Below are 20,843 nucleotides of genomic sequence, written 5' to 3'. Positions count from 1 at the left end.
TTATACTGCGAGTTTAGTGGCTGTGACCACAACCGCCTTCACCGTGCACATGACCATGTGCTAACTCTTCTTCTGTTGCATCACGTACTTCAAGTACTTCAACATCAAAGTGTAAAGTAATCCCTGATAATGGGTGATTACCATCAACAATCACTTCTTCATCTTGGATATCGATGATCATCACTGATTGATCGCCTGCATCGGTTGTTGCACGAAACTGCATACCCACTTCAATGTCCATCCCTTCAAACATTGACTTAGGTACAGCTTGCATTAAGTCGTCGTGACGCTCGCCATAGCCTTGGTCTGGTTCAACGGTAACACTGAAAGTATCGCCAGCTTCTTTACCTAGTAGTGCGTTTTCTAGGCCTGGGATCAAGTAACCTGTGCCAACGATAAACACCAGTGGTTCACCATCAAACGAGTTGTCGATGGTGTTTTTGTTATTATCCAATACTGAATAATGCATTTTTACCACTTTGTTTTCTGCTGCGATCATAGTCATTCCTATTTATTCATCTTCGAGAGAGTAAGGCAGAGCTTGAATCGATAGCTCAACCTGAGGGAGGTGTTTAGCACGTAATAATTGGCCTGTTTCATTGTCATTCGGTAACACAACGAGTCCCATTAAAGTGCGCGTTTCTTGATTATAACTTTGACTGATAAGCTTGCCAGCGCGACGCCAGTTTTCACCCATTTGTGTTTCGAGTTCAAGCTCATCGAGTAAACCATCTGCTTCACCCGCAACGATATACATGGCGCGCTTGTTTTTGCCAAGATACTTCATACGGGCAACGGTTTCTTGGCCTGTGTAACAGCCTTTTCTAAAGCTGATACCACCAATCGCGTGTAGGTTAACCATTTGTGGCACATATTCGCCAATGGCCTCACTGTTAAGTGAAGGCTCACCCGCGGCAATCGCTGCTTGTTGCCATTGGGCATCGTTATCGAGTGCAATAACGTTTTCGGGTAAACTAAAGTCACTATTGACCATGAGTAACACGCGGTTTTCTGCAAGCTTAAGGGCTTTACCGTCGGCAAAATCGACAGCCGTTTGCTCATCATTAAATTGAATATTAAGTGCCTCTAGCACCTCTGAGAGGTCATCACCCATCAAACCAATTAATGGCTTTTCACAGGGGTCTATTTCAACAGCAGAAAAGACCGCATATTTTTTTAACTCAACCAGAGACTGCTCAACTTCGGCTTTAGAACCAACAAGGTAGTAACTGTCTTGGTAGGTAAACAAGCGAAAAACGCCCCAAAGCTTACCTTTGGCATTACAGTGGCCCGCCCACAAGAACGTATCATTAGTGAGCTTATTGATATCCTGTGTAATTTGTCCGTGAAGGTAAGACAACTTATCTTTACCTGTTAGGCTGATAAGCGTATGAGATAATGGACTTGCGTAAACAGTCGACATAAAAACCTTCTTTACGATATAAATGAGTGCTAATGATAACTTAGTTAGGGTGGCAATTTAAATAGCTGTTTATTCGATAGCAATTTGTTAAACTGCTGACAAATAAGTACGAGGTTTAAAATGACTGAAATTCACAGTAAAGAACGTATTCGTTGGGCATGCCGTCGTGGCATGTTAGAACTTGATGTTTTATTTATGCCATTCGTTGAAGAAGCGTTTGACTCGTTAAGCAAAGAGCAACATGCCACATTTCAACGCTTACTAGAATGCGATGATCCAGACTTGTTTGCATGGTTCATGGGTCACGAAACGTGTAAAGATCCCGAGCTTAATAGCATGGTCTCATTAATTTTAGACCGAGTTCGTGTATAGATTTAGCGTTAAACAGAACACACCAGACCACAAACCCTTTGTGGTCTTTTTTTGCTTTGTAGCCATCATACTTAGCTTTGCGTATCAGCAACTCTTTTCTCAATGTCTTGTTTTCGTCTCAAGCTTTATTATTGGGGTGATTAGCTATAAAAAAGTAACGCAATTACAGCCAGCACATGGCGCTATTATTTTAGAACAGTCACAGCTTCGTTTTTTAAATAATCGTGTGCAAATGCAAGGTGCGATAAGCCCCAAGAGTAAGATCTTTTCGAATTTTGTGGTTATAAAACTAGCGGGATTTTATAAATCACACTGGCTGATTATAACGGCAGCCAGTGTTGATGAGGTAAGCTTTTCACGCTTAAAACGGGCAATTATTGCTGTGCAGCAACCGACTTCGGTGTAAGTACCGTAGGCGTTGGGTTTTCATTTTGCGCTGGGTAATCAATGGTGTAATGCAAGCCTCGGCTTTCTTTACGTTCCAGCGCACTGCGGATAATCAGTTCAGCGACTTGCACTAAGTTACGTAGCTCTAATAAGTTGTTAGAAACTCTAAAGTTAGCGTAGTAGTCGTGAATTTCCTGTTGCAGTAATTCAACACGATGCAATGCACGTTCTAAACGTTTAGTTGAACGCACGATGCCAACGTAATCCCACATAAATAACCGTAGTTCATGCCAGTTATGCGTGATAACAATTTCTTCGTCAGAGTTCGTAACGCGGCTTTCATCCCACAGCGGTAGTGTTTCAAGTGCAGGACTTGCATCAATTTTACTCAGAATATCCTGTGCTGCTGCGTGGGCAAAAACAATGCATTCGAGCAATGAGTTGCTTGCCATTCGGTTTGCACCATGCAGACCTGTATAAGCAACTTCACCAACCGCATACAAGTTATCTAAATCAGTACGTCCATTAAAGTCAGTCATGACACCCCCACAGGTATAATGGGCTGCAGGGACGACAGGAATAGCTTCTTTGGTGATATCTAAACCAACACTTAAGCATTTTGCGTAAATTGTCGGGAAATGCTCAATAATAAAATCTTTATCTTTGTGGCTAATATCTAAATAAACACAATTAGCGCCTAAGCGTTTCATTTCAAAATCAATCGCGCGTGCAACAATATCGCGGGGAGCCAGTTCTTCACGTTCATCAAAGTCTTTCATAAAGCGTGTGCCATCGGGGCGTTTTAAGTACGCACCTTCACCACGCATTGCTTCGGTAATTAAAAAGTTTTGCAGCTCAGGGTGGTACAAGCTCGTAGGGTGGAATTGGTTAAATTCCATATTGGCAACACGGCAGCCCGCTCGCCATGCCATGGCAATACCATCGCCACTCGATACATCGGGGTTAGAGGTATATAAATACACTTTACTCGCACCGCCTGTCGCCAGCGCAACAAACTTGGCTGCAATTGTTTCTACTTTTTTGTCTTCACAATTCCACACATACAGACCGTGGATGTGTTTACCTTTTCGACCTAAGCTTTTATCACCAATTAAATCAATGGCATTGTAGTTTTCTAATAAAGTGATATTTGGGTGGGCTTGCACTTGGCTGATAAGCGTAGTTTGAACGGCGCGACCTGTCGCATCGGCAGCATGCAAAATGCGGCGATGACTGTGACCACCTTCGCGCGTTAAATGAAAACGTTCTTTACCTTTTGAATCAAACTCCATATCAAAAGGCACACCTTGCTCAATTAACCATTTTAAACATTTTTTGGCATTACTGGCAGTGTAGTGCACAGCGTCGCGGTCACATAAACCACCGCCAGCATCGAGCGTATCTTGAACATGTGACTCAATACTGTCATTTTTTTTATCAAAAACCGCGGCAATACCACCTTGTGCATATAAAGTAGAGCCTTCAGTTAATGCGCCTTTGCTAAGCACGGTGACGTTACAGTGATTAGCAAGTGATAAAGCAAGCGAGAGGCCAGCGGCGCCGCTGCCGATAATAGCGACATCAGTAATGTGATGTTTATTTTGGTTCATGTCTGTGGTCTTTGCAGTTACAATGCTCTGGAAATAGTGCTAAAAGTATGAGCAAAAAAAATTGTATATGATATACGTATATGTACCATATTTGCCGTAACACTATTAGTCATTTTAATACGTTATACCAATATTATTAGGTTTATCGTCACTTAAACAGCGAATTTTTAACTGTTTAGCATTGTGAATCAAACTGACTATGAATAGAGATAACCGTTGAATTATCAGCAGTTACTAGGATTGTCGAGTAATAAGATTGGTATAACTCACATTATTTGCGTGCTATTTTATAAAAAAATTATTTTAAACTGAACTTTTATATTCATGGTGCAGTCATAGTTTGTGTAAACAATGGCGAGTATATGAATAGCAAGCAAGAATCAAACAGAGGAGTACCGGCTCGAATGAGCGAGCAGGATTTGGATTTAGCGCTAGTAAAAAGGGTCCAGCAAGGAGATAAAAACGCCTTCAACCTATTAGTTAGAAAATATCAGAATAAAATTGCAGGTTTGATCTCACGTTATGTTTCAAACCAAGGTGATGTTGCTGATGTCGCACAAGAAGCCTTTATTAAAGCTTATCGTGCTTTGCCTAACTTTAGAGGTGATAGCGCCTTTTATACTTGGTTGTACCGTATCGCCGTAAATTGTGCTAAAAATTACTTAGTTGCTCAGGGGCGTAAGCCGCCAGCTAACGATGTTGATGCCGAAGAAGCAGAATTTTATGACAGTGCAGACGCAATGCGTTCAAACGCATCGCCAGAAAACCTGTTATTAAGTGACGAAGTACGTGCTGTAATTTTTAATACGATTGATAGTTTGCCTGAAGATCTTAAAACTGCGATTACCCTTCGTGAAATCGAAGGTATGAGCTATGAAGAAATAGCCGTGGTTATGGATTGCCCCGTGGGGACGGTACGTTCGCGTATTTTCCGTGCCCGTGAAGCGATTGACAATAAATTAAATCCATTAATAGGTGAGTCTTAGTATGACAAAAGCAGACGTTAACAAGTTGGATAATGAGCAGTTATCCGCATTACTTGACGGCGAGCAGCAGTTAACTGATGAAGCGATTACAAACGACGATGTAACAACATTTGGTCGTTATGCAATGATCGGTGACGTAATGCGTGCTGAGGCAAATAACAGCGCCTTCAATTTTGACATTGCTGATGCAGTGGCAGATGCACTCGAACATGAACCTGTGTACGCAGATTTCGCGAATAAAACAACGGCACCAAAAAGCGAAGAAATCGTGGCGGCAACAGGCACCGACAATGTCGTTGCATTTAATTGGCGTCGACCCTTTGCCCAAGTAGCGATTGCTGCAAGTGTGGCTATGTTTGCGATTGTTGGTGTACAAACACTGCCGCAAAACAGCGAATCACCGCAGAGCGAAATTCCTTTATTACAAACAACACCACTAACCGGTGTGGCATCACCTGTCAGTTACTCATCTGAGCAACCTGCACTTGAAAATGCCCAACAAGGTTTACGCGAATTACAACAGCAACGTATTGGTGCGCTTGTACTTGAACACCAACGTCAAGCACGTGTTGCATATTCGCTTGAAAAGTCACAAACTGCGGCTAACGCAGATGAGGAAAAAAACTAATTAAATGAAAGTGTTTACTTTTATTTTGTCGCTGGTGTTAATAGCTCCCGCTTTTGCCAGCGACGAAAACCCCGCCAAAGCATTATTACTCGATATGGCTGAAGCCGTTCATACCCGCAATTTCGACGCATCGTTTGTCGTCGTTAAAGGCCAAGCAATGGAACCTTATCGCTGGCTGCATGCCAAGCAAGGTAATGTAGAGCTTGAACATTTAAGTTTACTGAATGGCGCAGGGCTTGAAATGGCTCGCGTAAACGATCAAGTGACTTATTTTGAGCCCCATTCAGAGCCATATTCTGTGCAAACTGATTCAATTGCAGGGCCTATTCCTGAAGTACTTTTTAAAGATATAGAGCGTTTAAGTGCGCAGTACGATTTTGTACTAGGCGGAAAAGGTCGTATAGCAGGGCGCTCAGCGCAGCTTGTGCGTATTGAGTCAAAAGATGAGTACAAATTCAATTATTGGATATGGTTAGATTTAGAATCATCACTGTTATTGAAATCAGCGTATGTGAACCACAAAGGTGAAATGCTTGAGCAATTACAGTTGACCCACATTAGTGTAACAGAGCAACCTGCACAGATGCTGTTAGAAATGCAAAATCGTGATTTTCCTCCTCCGCTTCCGGTCAGTGAAATTGATAACGAAAGCACAGGCAGTGCGGTTAATAATTGGAAAATTGGCTGGTTGCCAGCAGGCTTTAAATTATTAAAGTCAGACCGTCACAAGTTAGATTTAAATAACGAACTAACCGATTACTACTTGTACTCTGATGGTTTTGTTGAGGTTTCTGTGTTCGTACAAAGACCACTGCCTGGTAAACGACCCAGTGGGGCGCTGTCATCGGGTGCGACAACCGTGTATGTTCACAATGGTGGTAGCTTTGACGTGTCGGTTGTTGGTAATATCCCCGCTATGACAGCCAAAGCCATTGCAGAGTCGGTAGCGCGACCTCTTTAAATAATGATAGAACAAACACTCACTGTCGTGTCGGTAAAAGGCACGACAGCCGATTTAGAAGCCGAGCAAAAACAAGCCTGCGCAGGATGCAATGGCCGTTGTGGCTCGCAAATCTTTGCCAAGTTATTTGGTACTGCCAAAAAAACATTCCCATACACTTTCGACAGTGAGCTAAAAGTCGGACAAAAAGTCACCTTAGCACTAGACGATAGCCACCTTGTAAAACACGCAATGGCCGTGTACATGTTGCCGTTATTATTTAGTTTAGGGTTTGCTTTGGCTGCTTTTTCAGTGTTTTCGCTTGCTGAAGGCTGGCAAATTTTAGCTGCTGTATTAGGGGGCTTAACTGGCTATGCGATAGCTAAATCAAGGGTTAAGAGCCTAAAACATGATATTAAAGTAATAAAAATTCACCCAATTACTATTCCTTTCACTCAAATAGATGGTGATTAAAGCCAATTAAATGTAAAATTGCCGCTTTATACACTTAGTCCATTTTATATAGAAGTTTAGAATCCAGTTTATGAAGCATATCCGTAATTTTTCGATCATCGCCCATATCGACCATGGTAAATCGACTCTCTCTGACCGTCTTATCCAAGTTTGTGGTGGTTTAACAGACCGTGAAATGCAGCAGCAGGTGTTAGACTCAATGGACATCGAGCGTGAGCGTGGTATTACCATCAAAGCGCAAAGTGTAACACTTAATTATACAGCCAAAGATGGCGAGACCTACCAATTAAACTTTATCGACACACCAGGACACGTTGACTTCACTTACGAAGTATCACGTTCGCTTGCTGCCTGTGAAGGTGCGCTTTTAGTTGTTGATGCTGGTCAAGGTGTAGAAGCGCAAACACTTGCTAACTGCTACACAGCAATTGAAATGGATTTAGAAGTTATTCCAGTACTGAATAAAATCGACTTACCGCAAGCGGACCCACTTCGTGTTGCAGAAGAAATCGAAGACATTATTGGTATTGATGCGCTTGAAGCCGTGCGTTGTAGTGCAAAAACAGGCGTGGGTATTGAAGACGTACTCGAAGTTATTGTTAAAGATATTCCGCCACCAGTTGGCGACAAAGATAAGCCATTACAAGCGCTTATTATTGATTCATGGTTTGACCCATACCAAGGCGTTGTGTCACTTGTGCGTATTAAACACGGTGAATTACGCGCGGGCGATAAAATTAAGATCATGTCGAACGAACAAGTTCATATTGCAGATAAAGTGGGTATTTTTACTCCAAAACAAACTAACACAGGTTTATTAAAAACCGGTGAAGTAGGCTTTGTTATTGCTGGTATTAAAGAGATTCATGGTGCACCTGTTGGCGATACAATTACGTTACAGCGCAACTCTGCACCAGAGCGTCTACCGGGTTTCCAACGCATTAAACCACAGGTTTACGCGGGTATGTTCCCAATTTCATCGGATGATTATGAATCATTCCGTGATGCGCTAGATAAACTTAGCTTGAACGATGCATCGTTATTCTTCGAACCAGAAAACTCAACTGCACTTGGTTTTGGTTTCCGTTGTGGCTTCTTAGGTATGCTACACATGGAGATTATTCAAGAGCGTCTTGAGCGTGAATACGACATTGATCTTATTACTACGGCACCTACGGTAATCTACGAAGTAGAAACCAAAGAGGGCGTTAAACAGATTGATAATCCATCTGATCTTCCGCCGGTAAACAACATTCTTGAAATCCGTGAGCCAATTGTTGAAGCTAACATATTAGTTCCGCAAGAGTTTTTAGGTAACGTTATTACGCTTTGTGTTGAAAAGCGTGGTGTACAAACTAAAATGAACTATCACGGCAAGCAAGTTGCGGTAACGTATGAATTACCGATGGCTGAAGTGGTTATGGATTTCTTTGATAAGTTAAAATCAACAAGCCGCGGTTTTGCTTCGCTTGATTATAACTTTAAGCATTTCCAAGCATCAGACATGGTACGTGTTGACGTACTTATTAATGGTGAACGTGTAGATGCATTAGCTATTATTGTACACCGTGATATTGCACAATCGCGTGGTCGTCAGTTAGCTGAAGCGCTTAGAGAGCTAATTCCGCGTCAACAATTTGATATTGCAATTCAAGCGGCAATTGGTCAGCATGTTATAGCGCGTACAACGGTTAAACAATTACGTAAAAACGTAATTGCAAAATGTTACGGTGGTGACGTGAGCCGTAAGAAAAAGCTTCTTCAGAAGCAAAAAGAAGGTAAAAAGCGAATGAAGCAACTAGGTAACGTTGAAGTACCGCAAGATGCATTCTTAGCTATCCTCAAAGTTGGTAAATAATTAGAAGTAAATAAAGGAATTAATGCATGGCGGGTTACTTTTCGATTTTTTTAGTGTTGTTAACACTAGGCTCAGGCTTAATTTGGTTAATTGACCACTTTATGTTTGCGCCTAAACGTCAACAGCGTATCGCCCTTGCTCAAAACGCGGCGGGTGGTGAATTAGACGAAGAAACCGCTGCATTAATTGCACCAGAGCCAAGTATTACTGAAACGGCTAAATCAATCTTTCCGATGATTGCGGCTATTACTATTTTCCGTTCATTTATTTTTGAACCGTTTCAAATTCCATCAGGCTCAATGATGCCAACATTACTTGTTGGTGACTTTATTTTGGTACAAAAGTACTCATACGGCATTAAAGACCCAATTTGGCGCACCCAACTAGTGGATGTGGATGAGCCAGAACGCGGTGATATTGTGGTATTTAAATACCCATTAGATGAGCGTATTGATTACATTAAACGTGCCATTGGTTTACCTGGCGATAAAATTGTTTATCGCAATAAACACCTTTATATTCAGCCAAAATGTGAAGAAGGTGTCGAACAGCAAGGTGATTTGCTGTGTAATGAATACAATAAAATAGATATGGAAATTCTCAATAGTGACGAGTTCAAGCAAGGGTCAATGAATTTAGTGCGTTTAGAAGAAAACCTAAGCCCATTGAATCACAACATTTTGATTAACCCAGAGGCGCTTGAAATGAAAGGCCGTTATTATCAACAACCGGGTACACGCTCTGACGAGTGGGTTGTTCCTGCCGATCATTATTTTATGATGGGTGATAACCGTGATAACAGCCAAGACAGTCGCTTTTGGGGCTTTGTGCCAAAAGAAAACTTGGTAGGTAAAGCCGTCTTTATATGGATGAGTTTTGAATTTGAAAATGGCCCAGATGACTTTTTACCAGGCTGGGTTCCAACTGGTGTTCGTTTTGAACGCCTAGGTAATATTCAGTAACGATGAAAAAAAACGTAACAGAGTTATACAACAAAATAGGTTATACATTTACTGATCAAGCTTTGCTTGAACAGGCAATGACGCACCGCAGCCACAAAGGTCAACATAACGAGCGTTTAGAGTTTTTAGGCGATTCGATTTTGAGCTTCGTGATTGCGAATGCGCTTTATACTAAATTTCCAAAAGCACGTGAAGGCGACTTAAGCCGCATGCGCTCAACCTTAGTACGTGGTCAAACACTGGCTGAGTTTGGCCTTGAATTTGGTCTGGGCGATTACTTACGCTTAGGGCCTGGCGAGCTGAAAAGTGGTGGCTTCCGTCGTGAATCGACTCTTGCCGATGCAGTAGAAGCCATTATTGGTGCCGTGTTCCTAGACTCAAGCATTGAACAATGTGGTGAGTTAATCTTAAATTGGTATGAATCACGCCTTGATGCAATTTCTCCTGGCTTAAACCAAAAAGATCCAAAAACATTACTTCAAGAGTACTTACAAGCGCGCAAATTATCGTTACCGGGCTACACTGTCATTGATACAAAAGGCCAAGCGCACAATCAAACATTCACGGTTGAATGTATTGTTGAAGGGATGGATAGCATTATCTCAGTAGGGAGCTCGCGTCGTAAAGCCGAGCAAAAAGCTGCTGAAAAAGCCTTAAAGATACTTAAAAATGAATCTTGATGATTTAATTAGCAAAGAACCTGCAGAGCTTGATACGCACTGTGGGATGGTGGCCATTGTTGGTCGTCCAAATGTGGGTAAATCGACCTTACTTAACTACATTGTTGAGCAAAAGGTGAGTATTACCTCGCGCAAACCACAGACCACGCGTCACCGTATTATGGGTATTCATACTGAAGGTAAATACCAAGCAGTCTACGTTGATACACCGGGTCTACATGTTGAAGAAAAGCGTGCCATTAACCGTTTAATGAACCGTGCTGCATCCAGTTCGATTGGTGATGTAGAGCTGATTATTTTTGTGGTTGAAGGCACTCACTGGAATGAAGATGACGAGATGGTACTGAATAAAGTCCGTCAAAGTGGTCGTCCAGTGTTATTGGTTATGAATAAAATTGACCAAGTAAAAGACCGCGACTTAGTGCTTCCGCACATGCAGTTTTTAGGCAATAAATTTGATTTTGTTGGCATTATTCCTGTCTCAGCAAAACAGGGTAAAAACATTGAGCTTATAAAAGCAGAAGTAACCAAGCGTCTTCCGCTGTGTGAGTTTTACTTCCCTGAAGATTATGTGACAGACCGTTCGATGCGTTTTTTGTCGGCAGAGGTTATCCGTGAAAAGCTAATGCGTTTTATGGGTGATGAATTACCGTATTCTGTTACCGTTGAAATAGAGCAGTTTAAATGGCTCGATAACGGCGTGTGGCAAATTAATGGCCTGATCTTAGTTGAGCGTGAAACGCAAAAACGCATGGTTATTGGCAATAAAGGCGAAAAGCTAAAAGTTATTGGCCGTGAAGCACGTAAAGACCTTGAAGAGATGCTTGATAACAAAGTATTTTTAGAACTTTGGGTTAAAGTGAAGTCTGGCTGGGCTGATGATGAGCGTGCGCTACGCAGCTTAGGCTATGGTGAAGATTAAGCTTAGCTTGAGACGCCATGGATAGCGATTTCTACACAGCATACTTGTTGCACCGACGTCCATTTAGTGACTCACAAGTAATGCTTGATATGCTGGTAGAAGGCGTGGGTCAGCTTAGAATGCTGGCCCGAATTAGTGGTCGCCAGGCCACTAAACATAAAGCACAACTGCAACCTTTCCAATCACTGCTGGTACAATACAGCGGTAAATCAGATTTAAAATACATTAATCGTTTTGAACCCCATGGCACGCAAACCATGCTCACGGGGAATGAGTTGTATTGTGGATTTTATTTAAACGAATTAACCAATCGTATCGTACCTATCAATGAACCCATGGAAAGTGTTTACCATTTGTATAAACAGCACTTGAGTGATTTATCGGGTACTCAACACTTGCAAGCAGTGTTACGTTCGTATGAATTTCAGTTACTCGAATTGCTCGGTTATGGGGTTGATTTTAGTGTCGACGCGCACGGTGATGAGATCATTGGCAGTGCCAGTTACCAGTACTTTGCTGAATATGGCTTTTTGCTGCATGACGACCCGCACAGTGGTTTTTCAGGTGCGCAATTAAATGCCATTGCTGCCCATGACTTCAGCGCGCCTGATGTGTTATATATGGCAAAGCAGTTAAGTCGTTACTTACTCAAGCCTTTACTCGGTAAAAAGCCATTAAAAAGTCGTGAGTTATTTATTAAGTAGGCTGAATAGCAGCCGTTAATCGTTGTTTTAAACAGGTAAAAAAATGAAAGATATTCTTCTTGGTGTAAACGTTGATCATATTGCCACTTTACGCCAAGCGCGTGGCACAAGTTACCCAGATCCTGCTCATGCAGCCAGTGTTGCAGAGCATGCCGGTGCAGATGGTATCACCATTCATTTGCGTGAAGACCGTCGTCATATTCAAGACCGTGACGTGTATGTAATGGCTAAAACCATTCAAACGCGTATGAATCTTGAGGTTGCCGTGACTGATGAAATGATTGATATTGCGCTTGAAGTAAAACCCGCTTATGTGTGTTTAGTGCCTGAAAAACGCGAAGAGCTAACAACAGAAGGCGGCCTAGACGTAGTGGGTAACTTTGAAAAAGTAAAAGCGGCGACTGAAAAATTAACGGCAGCGGGTATTAAAGTATCGTTATTCATTGATGCTGATAACGCGCAACTTGATGCTGCTAAAGCCTGTAACGCACCGTATGTAGAAATTCATACTGGCGCGTATGCAGATGCAGAAAACGACGAAGAGCTACATACAGAGCTTGAGCGTATTCGCAGCGGTGTACAATACGCCCACGGTCTTGGTTTAATTGTAAATGCTGGTCATGGCCTGCACTACCACAACGTAAAACCAATTGCTGCAATGCCAGAAATTTACGAGTTAAACATTGGTCATGCGATTATTGCGCGTGCCGCGATTGATGGTCTAGACAAAGCAGTACGTGATATGAAACGCCTGATGATTGAGGCGCGTTTGTAAGTATAAGCTTCAAGCACTTTTAAGCAAGTATTGAATTGAGAGCGCGGTGGATGTTGTATCCAGCGCGCTTTTTATTTCATCAAATACGCAATAAATTGTGCAAGCAATGATGATAACAAAGGTGAAATACAGAGTAGAGTGACTATGTACTGATGCTTTTTCTTAAAGCTTTTTAAAACACCATCATTAATGGCCGACAATTCGCCTTGTTTAATTGAATGAAACACAATTGAGTTGGGTGTTGCTCTCATTAAGCGGGCTTTACTTTCGTATGTTTGCCACTGCTCAGCGTAATTGATTTTTACGTAGTTATTAGCTTCTTTACTTAGTTTTTTATAGCGAAGGAAAAACCACGTGAGTGAAATAGCGCTAAAGAGAATAAGTAAGATAAAATACAAAGCAGGCTCCCTTTAATACTTCACAATTCGTGTACCCGTAGAATAAATAATATCGCGACTAGGGCATGAATAATTAGGTTTTAGTGTTCTACAAGATTGCTCGGGTGTGTCAAAACAAAAATCAAAACGAGTTTGGGTTTTCACCGCTTTATCAGTAATATTTTGCGGCAGCTCATTCCAGTGCCAATGCGTGATTACTTCTTTTGCTGCATCGGCAAATACAGGGTGAGTAGAGGCAACTACCTGAATATCTTTAATCTCATTGTGTGGCGTAATAACATACTCAATGGTCGCGCACCCTTCTGTTGCTTGGATAACTGCTTTTTTTGGGTATCTGGCAGGAAAGCGCTCAAGTTGCTGCCATTTTGGTGTTTTCAATTCATCATAGCTAACTGATAAATCCGCATACTCTAGTGTCATCGGTTTATCTGCAGTTGAAGCACAGCCAAAGGCAAGTAAACTGCCCGCTAAAATTAAATAACTTTTCATTTATATATTCCTTTATATCGTTTTATTGAGCGGCTTTTATCGTTGCTGCTCTACCATGCCTGCATCACTTAACAAATTATTCAGCTCGTCAATAAGCTCAAATAATTCAGGTTCAATATAATTTAAATCACAATCGCCTTTTAGTGACGTTTCAAGGGTTTCGGCAAGCGATTTTAGCTTTGGTACGCCGGTGTAACAACATGCGCCATGGAACTTATGCACGATGCTAAGTACATGCTCGCAATCTTCATTTTCTATTGCTTCATTGAGTAGACGCAAGGTCTCAGGCACGCTGAGTAACAGCATATTGAGCATTTCAAGAGCGAGTTCTTCTTTGCCGCCTGCGCGCTGTAGCGCAAGCTGCCAATCTAGGCGTGTGCTCTCAAATGGAGGTTCAGATTGAACGGCAACTGTTTTGCTTCGCTCTCGGTTAATAGGGGATTGTGGGCTATGATCACTAATGATCTGCTTTAGCATATCTTCGTCAATCGGTTTGGTTAAATAACCTTTAAAGCCATCTTTTAGCAGCTGCTCTTTTTCACCAGCCAACGCATGCGCTGTTACCGCAATAATTGGGGTGTCTTCATTAAGTGATGACTCACGAATAAGCTTACACGCTGTAATGCCATCCATAATAGGCATTTGAATATCCATAAATATTAAGTCGTATTTATGGCTTTTACTTAAGCTATAGGCTTGTGAACCATTATGGGCGGTATCAATGAGCTCAATTTGTTCATCTAATAGTGTACAAATAAGTTTTAGATTTGCGTCATTATCATCAACAACCAGCACTTTTAATGGCAGTAGTTTTTCATCGCCTTGCTCAATATTGTGTACCGGATGGTCAAGGCGATACGGGGCTGCTAATACTTCACATAATTTACGATGATTAAGTGGTTTACTTAAACAGGCATCAGCACCACTACCCACAAAGGCTTCACGCATATTATGCGACACCGTATTGAGCATAATGTATAAATAGTCAGTGACAGGTCTTACCGCTTTAACGTAGCCTTTAAGCTGCTGCATATCATCGATTGTTGCGGTGTGACCGATAATACAAATATCGTAACTAAAGTCTTTGTTTATCTCGTTTAAGAAACTTTCTTCATCGGTACAGGCGGTAACTTGTGTTTGCCACTCATTCAACAATGACAAGGTTGCTTGGTGCGTATGTTCGTGCGGTTCTAAGTATAGAATGCGTTTATTAATCAGTGATTGAGTTGGTAAGTCACTAGTGATTGAATTAGACGGCGTTCTAAACACCGCATTAAACGTAAAGCAGGTGCCATTACCGGGGGCTGAGTTTAAGGTAATGCGGCCGTTCATGGCTTCAACAATATGCTTGGTAATAATTAACCCTAAGCCTGTGCCGCCAAATTTGCGGGTAATACTTGAATCGGCTTGGCCAAATGGTGTGAATAAAGCATCTTGCTTATCCATAGGAATACCCACACCGGTATCGGTTACCGACACCAAAATAGAGGCTCGCTCTTCATCAAGCAAACGATAACCGACATCGACTTTAATAGACCCTTTTTCGGTGAACTTTATCGCATTACTGAGTAAGTTAATTAAAATTTGCTTAAAGCGAGTCGGGTCGCCAGTTAAGTTATCGGGCACTTGCGGGTGAATAAATATAGATAGCTCGAGTTGTTTTTCGTGGGCGCTAGGAGCAAGCAATGTTAATACTTCATTGATGGTATCGCGCAGTTGAAACTGCATCGATTCGAGTTCCATCGCACCGGCTTCTAATTTCGAGAAATCTAAAATATCGCTGATAATGGTCATTAAGCTGTTAGCAGACAACTCAATCGTATCGAGGTAATCCTTTTGGTGTTTATTCAGAGGCGTTTTATATAGCTGACGCGTAAAGCCAATAACCCCATTTAAAGGAGTACGTAATTCGTGACTCATTTTCGCTAAGAAATCTGATTTAACACGGTTGGCATCTTGAGCATCTTTTTTTGCAATACTCAGCTGAATATTTTGTGTTTCGTACTGTTCGAGTGTTTCTCGGTAATCTGCAGTGGCTTGGTCAATGTGCTTTTGCATTTCATCGCGTTGCATCACCATGGTGTCTGAAATCGTATTAAGTCCTTCACGAAGGAGCTCAAATTCGCCAAACATTTTTTGATCAAGGCCTGTATCGACTTTACCCTCATTAAGTTTATCTGTAGCAAGTACTAACTTATTAAGAGGTTGAATAAACATACGCGATAATCTAAACGCCAGCACGGTTGCTAAAACAAGCGCCAGTAAAATAACTACACCACTCACTAATAACGCACGTTGTTGACCAATGATGGCTTGCTGCTTATTGAGCATGATCACCACAGTGCCTAAAGAAGCCTGATAACTATGGTGATTCCATATCATGTCTTGGCGGCTATGATTAATAATAGCCGTTGAAAAGGTTAAATAATGTTCTGAGCTTTGCATATGAACACCGTCTAATATCGGTTTGTTCGTGTTCATCAGCTCTCTAAATTCACTTTGGTATTTACTGAAAATAACCAGCTCGTTATTTTCATCAAAAATAGCAATAGATTGAATAGCAGGCGAGTGTTTGTTGTGAGTATGACTAACTAAACGAGTTAACAGCGCTTTATTTCGTTTAAGTAAAGGTTGCTCTACAGCAATAGCAAGCGGCTCAATGATGGTCTCGCCTTGTTGATACAAAATTTCATCGAGCTCAATGTAACGATTTATTGTAAAATAACCGCCCAGCAACAAGCCTATGATCACAGTCGGTATAAGTGTGAGGGTTAAGACTGAGTCACGTAAGCCAAATTTAGTCATAAAAGATGTTGTTATCATTATTATCGTAGTTTAAGAGTATATACTTACTCCCGCTTTATCAATAATTAAGGTGTTGCCCGATGGCACAGATTTTCAAAGCTAAAAAGAAATCCGTCTCACAAAAAATGCTCACACTCACCGTTTCGGCCATGGATCACCAAGGACGAGGTGTTGCAAAGCAAGGCAGTAAAGTGTGCTTTGTGAACGGTGCGCTGCCCGGCGAGGAAGTTAAAGCACAGCTCATTGACGATAAGGCACGTTTTGCCAGTGCTGATTGCAAAAAAGTATTGCGCGCGTCAGCGCATCGAGTAACGCCTTTTTGTCAGCATTATCAAGTATGTGGTGGTTGTCAGTTACAACACCTCGATGCATCGCAGCAATTAGTTGAAAAGCAAGCAGCTGTGAGCCAGCTATTCAGTAAATTTGCCAAAGCAGAGAATTTAAATTGGCAAGCGCCGCTTGTTAGTGAAGCGCGTCATTACAGACGGTCGGCACGTGTTGCCGTAATGCATGATAAAGCCGCGAAAAAAATGCGCGTTGGTTATCGTGCTCAAGGGTCAAAGCAGCTCGTGAGTATTGAGCGTTGTGATGTGCTTTCAACTAAATTTAGCGCGTTATTTACGGTCTTTGATGAACTGATAAATAACCACGCAGGGCTAACCTGTATTAGTCACTTACAACTGTGCGAGGCAGACAATGCCGCTTATGTTGTCATTCGCCATACAAAACCAATTAGCAATACGCTTAAAACGGTTGTTGAGAAAGCCTGTGATGAGTATCAATGGTGCCTAGTATGGCAATCACACAGCGGTGAGATTGATCACACTCATCATCCAATGCCGTACTACACTATACCAGAGTACGACTTAACCTTTGAGTTTGGCTTAGAGAACTTTGTGCAAGTAAATCCGCATGTTAATCAAGCCATGTTACATCAAGCAAAAGAGTGGCTTGATTTACAGGGTCATGAACAGGTATTGGATTTATTTTGTGGTATTGGTAATTTTTCATTATTGATTGCAAAGTATGCAAAACACGTTATTGGTGTCGAAGGAGTGGATTCTGCGGTTGCATTAGCGAAACAAAATGCGCAAACTAACTCATTATCGAATACCGATTTTTATTGCTTTGATTTAACTCAATCAATGCAATCAGCTGCGTGGTTCAGCAAAGACATTGATGTATTGGTGCTTGACCCGTCACGAACTGGCGCTATGGCTATTTTAGAGCAGTTACCACTTACTCAGTTTAAAACGATTTTATATGTCTCTTGTGATCCTGTTACTTTAGCCCGTGACAGTGCAATTATTTTACAAGCAGGCTTCAGCATTGAAAAAATTGGGCTTATGAATATGTTCCCGCATACAGGGCATATTGAAACGATGGCGTTATTTCACAGGAGGTAAAGCGCACTATGGTAGCCACTAGACAGTCACATCAGCTTACTAAGCCGAGTGATTTTACCAGCCGTATAGAGCTGTTAGCGCTAACAGAAGATAAATCTACCTTATTAGAACAGGCGCATCAATTGTGCCTGCATTGCGATGATGTTAAACGCCAGAATATGGCCATTGAAATGGTGGAGATTTTAGCTGAGCTAAATTTAGATGCTGATTCATTGGCAACCGCCTTTTTAACGCCGTATTTTTTAGCTGAAAAAATTTCTATCGACACAGTAACAGATAAGCTTGGTAACCACGTTGCCTTGCTGCTTACTGGTGTGAGCCAAATGGCAACCATCAGCACCTTAGCACATCAAGGTAAAGGCACCGTTCAAATTGATAATATTCGCCGTATGCTTTTGGCAATGGTTGAAGATGTGCGTGCGGTGGTTATTAAACTGGCTGAACAAGTGTGTTACCTACGCGAAGTGAAAAATGGCAGTGAAGAAGAGCGCGTAATAGCAGCAAAAGAAACGCGCGATATTTTTGCGCCACTCGCCAATCGTTTAGGGATAGGTCAGCTTAAGTGGGAGCTAGAAGACTTATCTTTTCGTTATTTGCACCCAGACACCTACAAAAATATTGCCAAGCAATTAGACGATAAACGGCTTGCCCGCGAAGCCTACATGGAAAATATGGTGGCACTGGTTAAAGCACGCCTCCAAGAAGCGGGCATTGCTGGCGAGGTGTATGGTCGCCCGAAACATATTTTCAGCATTTATAAAAAAATGGCGCAGAAGAACTACGAGTTCGATCAATTATTTGATATTCGTGCCATGCGTATTGTGGTTGAGCGTTTGCAAGATTGCTACGCGGCCTTGGGGATTGTTCACACAAACTGGCGTCATTTAAATAAAGAGTTTGATGACTACATTGCAACGCCAAAACAAAATGGTTATCAATCGATTCATACCGTGGTGTTTGGTCCTGAAGGTAAAACTGTCGAAATTCAAATTCGTACCAGCGAGATGCACCAAGATGCCGAGCTCGGTGTCGCGGCTCACTGGATGTACAAAGAAGGCGCATTACCGGGGCGTGGCTCAGGTTATGAGCAAAAAATTAGCTGGTTGCGTAAGTTACTGCAATGGCAAGAAGAAGTTGTTGATGGCAGCGACTTAGCCGAAGAGCTTAAAAATCAGGTGGTGGAAGACCGTGTTTACGTGTTTACCCCGAAAGGCGATATTTTTGATTTACCACTCGGTGCGACGCCGCTCGATTTTGCCTACTACATCCACTCTAATGTAGGGCACCGGTGTATTGGCGCAAAAGTATTTGGCAAAATTGTGCCTTTTACGTACCAACTAAGTACGGGCGATCAGGTTGAGATTTTAACGCAAAAGCAAGCGAACCCGAGCCGAGATTGGTTAAATCCGTCGTTAGGCTATATTAAATCGTCGCGAGCACGTTCGAAAATTCATCATTGGTTTAAGCAGCTCGACCGCGATAAAAACTTAAGTGCCGGTAAAGAAATTCTAGAAACAGAACTACACAAGCTCGATCTTACAACCAAAGATCTTACCCCCGCGATAGAGCGCTTTAACTTGCGGGGTCTTGAAGATTTAATGGTTGCTGTTGGCGCAGGTGATGTGCGTCTTAATCAGTTGCTTAACTTTATTAGCGACCGTGATGACGACGAGCCACAAATCAGGTTTAAAAAACCAAAAAGTGTCAACGGTGATAAAAATGGCATTGTAGTTGATGGCGTCGGCAGTTTATTGAGCCACGTGGCTAAATGTTGTCGCCCTGTTCCCGGCGATGAAATTATTGGGTATATCACGCAAGGGCGGGGGATTGCCGTTCACCGTGAAGACTGTGATTCATTTGAAAAACTGCGAGAAAAGCACCCAGAGCGTGTGATCTCAGTAAGTTGGTCAGACGATGTAAATGGCTCTTACACGCTAACCATTAAAGTAGAGGCAACCGATAGATCAGGGCTTATTCGTGATATTAGCTCTGTACTTGCCAATGAAAAAGTAAATGTGCTGAACATGAACGTCAACACAGTCGAAGACAAGCAATTAGCACTTTTCTCAATGCAGGTAGAAGTTCACGACTTATCAAGCACAAACCGCTTGTTGTCTAAACTTCACCAAATTGAAGGGGTCCATGAAGCAAAACGTGGGCATGCGTAATGACAGATAAACACAGTATTGATGACTCATTAGCGATCATGGAAAAACTACGGGACCCAGATACTGGGTGCCCGTGGGATTTAAAACAAAATTTTAAATCGATAGTGCCTCATACCATTGAAGAGGCTTACGAAGTTGCTGACTGCATTGAAAAGGGCGAGTTGAGTGAGCTTAAAAGTGAACTGGGTGACTTACTCTTTCAGGTTGTGTTTTACGCGCAGCTTGCAAAAGAGCAGGGGCTATTTGATTTTAATGACGTTGTCAGCACATTAAACGAAAAACTAGTGCGCAGGCACCCTCATGTGTTCGCTGAAAAAACAACACTCACAGAGGCTGAATTATCACAGCAGTGGCAAGCAATAAAAGCACAAGAGCGGGCGCAAAAAGCACCCACACAGCAACTGAGTTTATGGCAAGACATTCCCGATGCGATGCCAGGGCTTACTAAGGCGAAAAAGATTCAGCAGCGGGTGGCAAGTCTTGGCTTCGATTGGCCAAGCTATCAGGGGGCACTTGATAAAGTGGCCGAAGAAGTCGGGGAAGTGAAAGAAGCGCTTGCGCATGATCCGTACTCAGAACACAGCGCAGAAGAGCTGGGCGATTTGTTATTTGCAACGGTCAATGTGGCCCGTCATATTAAGCGCGACCCTGAGCAATTATTACGCAGTGCTAACGCTAAGTTTATGGCACGCTTTGAAAAAGTGGCCGCTTATTTAAGTGAGCGCGGGCAATGTTTAGAGACCGCCAGTTTAGAAGAGATGGACAGCGCGTGGGAAGCCATTAAAAAGCACCCACAATGACACAGCATAGGGACAGGAATGCCGCGCTCGTTTTTTGTGCACTTATTTGCTAATTT

21 protein-coding genes are annotated in these 20,843 nt (G+C 42.2%); 15 read left to right on the top strand and 6 right to left on the bottom strand.

Annotation, left to right across the window (positions count from 1 at the left end):
* Positions 1–13: 13 nt before the first annotated feature.
* Complete coding sequence (locus IT970_RS11580; RefSeq protein WP_036966596.1) at positions 14–499, bottom strand: FKBP-type peptidyl-prolyl cis-trans isomerase; 486 nt, start codon at positions 497–499, stop codon at positions 14–16.
* Positions 500–511: 12 nt separating this feature from the next.
* A complete protein-coding gene (ygfZ, locus tag IT970_RS11575) occupies positions 512–1,423 on the bottom strand; it encodes a tRNA-modifying protein YgfZ (RefSeq protein ID WP_036966598.1) in 912 nt (303 codons plus the stop codon).
* Between the two features lie 120 nt (positions 1,424–1,543).
* Between ygfZ and IT970_RS11570 the strand changes: the two genes are divergently transcribed.
* The gene (locus IT970_RS11570) at positions 1,544–1,795 is read left to right on the top strand and encodes an FAD assembly factor SdhE (protein WP_036966599.1); all 252 of its coding nucleotides are present in this window, start codon (positions 1,544–1,546) and stop codon (positions 1,793–1,795) included.
* Positions 1,788–2,201 carry a hypothetical protein gene (locus IT970_RS11565; RefSeq protein WP_118844559.1) on the top strand — a complete coding sequence of 138 codons (414 nt, stop codon included), beginning with the start codon at positions 1,788–1,790 and terminating at the stop codon, positions 2,199–2,201. Before IT970_RS11570 ends, IT970_RS11565 begins: the two co-directional genes overlap by 8 nt.
* Here the strand turns inward: IT970_RS11565 and nadB are convergent.
* Positions 2,170–3,792, bottom strand: coding sequence for an L-aspartate oxidase (gene nadB, locus IT970_RS11560; RefSeq protein WP_036966601.1), 1,623 nt, complete (start codon positions 3,790–3,792; stop codon positions 2,170–2,172). The two genes, IT970_RS11565 and nadB, sit on opposite strands and share 32 nt — an antisense overlap.
* A 404-nt stretch (positions 3,793–4,196) precedes the next feature.
* Between nadB and rpoE the strand changes: the two genes are divergently transcribed.
* From rpoE to pdxJ, 10 genes are all read left to right on the top strand, one after another.
* On the top strand, positions 4,197–4,778 hold the full coding sequence (gene rpoE, locus IT970_RS11555; protein WP_036969086.1) for an RNA polymerase sigma factor RpoE: 582 nt from the start codon (positions 4,197–4,199) through the stop codon (positions 4,776–4,778).
* Position 4,779: 1 nt separating this feature from the next.
* Positions 4,780–5,406, top strand: coding sequence for a sigma-E factor negative regulatory protein (locus IT970_RS11550; RefSeq protein ID WP_036966603.1), 627 nt, complete (start codon positions 4,780–4,782; stop codon positions 5,404–5,406).
* Positions 5,407–5,410: 4 nt separating this feature from the next.
* Positions 5,411–6,367, top strand: a complete 957-nt coding sequence (locus IT970_RS11545; protein ID WP_036966604.1) for a MucB/RseB C-terminal domain-containing protein — start codon at positions 5,411–5,413, stop codon at positions 6,365–6,367.
* A gap of 3 nt (positions 6,368–6,370) precedes the next feature.
* Complete coding sequence (locus tag IT970_RS11540) at positions 6,371–6,820, top strand: SoxR reducing system RseC family protein (RefSeq protein WP_036966606.1); 450 nt, start codon at positions 6,371–6,373, stop codon at positions 6,818–6,820.
* Positions 6,821–6,890: 70 nt separating this feature from the next.
* Positions 6,891–8,678, top strand: a complete 1,788-nt coding sequence (gene lepA / locus IT970_RS11535) for a translation elongation factor 4 (RefSeq protein ID WP_036966608.1) — start codon at positions 6,891–6,893, stop codon at positions 8,676–8,678.
* 26 nt (positions 8,679–8,704) lie between these two features.
* Positions 8,705–9,640 carry a signal peptidase I gene (gene lepB / locus IT970_RS11530; protein ID WP_036966610.1) on the top strand — a complete coding sequence of 312 codons (936 nt, stop codon included), beginning with the start codon at positions 8,705–8,707 and terminating at the stop codon, positions 9,638–9,640.
* A 2-nt stretch (positions 9,641–9,642) separates the two neighbouring features.
* Positions 9,643–10,320, top strand: coding sequence for a ribonuclease III (rnc, locus tag IT970_RS11525; RefSeq protein WP_036966612.1), 678 nt, complete (start codon positions 9,643–9,645; stop codon positions 10,318–10,320).
* Positions 10,310–11,242, top strand: a complete 933-nt coding sequence (gene era / locus IT970_RS11520) for a GTPase Era (RefSeq protein ID WP_196857357.1) — start codon at positions 10,310–10,312, stop codon at positions 11,240–11,242. Before rnc ends, era begins: the two co-directional genes overlap by 11 nt.
* Positions 11,243–11,259: 17 nt before the next feature.
* A complete protein-coding gene (recO, locus tag IT970_RS11515) occupies positions 11,260–11,946 on the top strand; it encodes a DNA repair protein RecO (RefSeq protein ID WP_036966616.1) in 687 nt (228 codons plus the stop codon).
* 43 nt (positions 11,947–11,989) lie between these two features.
* Positions 11,990–12,721 carry a pyridoxine 5'-phosphate synthase gene (gene pdxJ / locus IT970_RS11510; protein ID WP_036966619.1) on the top strand — a complete coding sequence of 244 codons (732 nt, stop codon included), beginning with the start codon at positions 11,990–11,992 and terminating at the stop codon, positions 12,719–12,721.
* A gap of 71 nt (positions 12,722–12,792) precedes the next feature.
* Here pdxJ and IT970_RS11505 read toward each other — a convergent pair whose 3' ends face one another.
* From IT970_RS11505 to barA, 3 genes are read right to left on the bottom strand one after another with little or no spacing between them, the layout of a single operon-like run.
* Positions 12,793–13,119: a hypothetical protein gene (locus IT970_RS11505; protein ID WP_074989036.1), complete on the bottom strand. Its 327-nt coding sequence runs from the start codon at positions 13,117–13,119 to the stop codon at positions 12,793–12,795.
* A gap of 12 nt (positions 13,120–13,131) precedes the next feature.
* Positions 13,132–13,608 carry an energy transducer TonB gene (locus IT970_RS11500; RefSeq protein WP_075593794.1) on the bottom strand — a complete coding sequence of 159 codons (477 nt, stop codon included), beginning with the start codon at positions 13,606–13,608 and terminating at the stop codon, positions 13,132–13,134.
* A 36-nt stretch (positions 13,609–13,644) separates the two neighbouring features.
* The gene (gene barA / locus IT970_RS11495; RefSeq protein WP_036969088.1) at positions 13,645–16,413 is read right to left on the bottom strand and encodes a two-component sensor histidine kinase BarA; all 2,769 of its coding nucleotides are present in this window, start codon (positions 16,411–16,413) and stop codon (positions 13,645–13,647) included.
* A gap of 80 nt (positions 16,414–16,493) precedes the next feature.
* Here barA and rlmD point away from each other — a divergent pair, with 80 nt between their 5' ends.
* The 3 genes from rlmD to mazG are packed head-to-tail and all read left to right on the top strand — an operon-like array spanning position 16,494 to position 20,787.
* Positions 16,494–17,819 (top strand): 23S rRNA (uracil(1939)-C(5))-methyltransferase RlmD, encoded by a 1,326-nt coding sequence (rlmD, locus tag IT970_RS11490; RefSeq protein ID WP_118844558.1) that lies wholly within the window; start codon positions 16,494–16,496, stop codon positions 17,817–17,819.
* Between the two features lie 8 nt (positions 17,820–17,827).
* Positions 17,828–19,987 carry a GTP diphosphokinase gene (gene relA / locus IT970_RS11485; protein WP_036966631.1) on the top strand — a complete coding sequence of 720 codons (2,160 nt, stop codon included), beginning with the start codon at positions 17,828–17,830 and terminating at the stop codon, positions 19,985–19,987.
* The gene (gene mazG, locus IT970_RS11480; RefSeq protein WP_036966634.1) at positions 19,987–20,787 is read left to right on the top strand and encodes a nucleoside triphosphate pyrophosphohydrolase; all 801 of its coding nucleotides are present in this window, start codon (positions 19,987–19,989) and stop codon (positions 20,785–20,787) included. The genes relA and mazG overlap by 1 nt, the downstream gene beginning before the upstream one ends.
* Positions 20,788–20,843: the final 56 nt, after the last annotated feature.

This window comes from Pseudoalteromonas sp. A41-2, from assembly GCF_015767615.1.
Lineage (GTDB): Bacteria > Pseudomonadota > Gammaproteobacteria > Enterobacterales > Alteromonadaceae > Pseudoalteromonas > Pseudoalteromonas lipolytica.
This window is presented reverse-complemented; position numbering and strand designations above follow the sequence as displayed.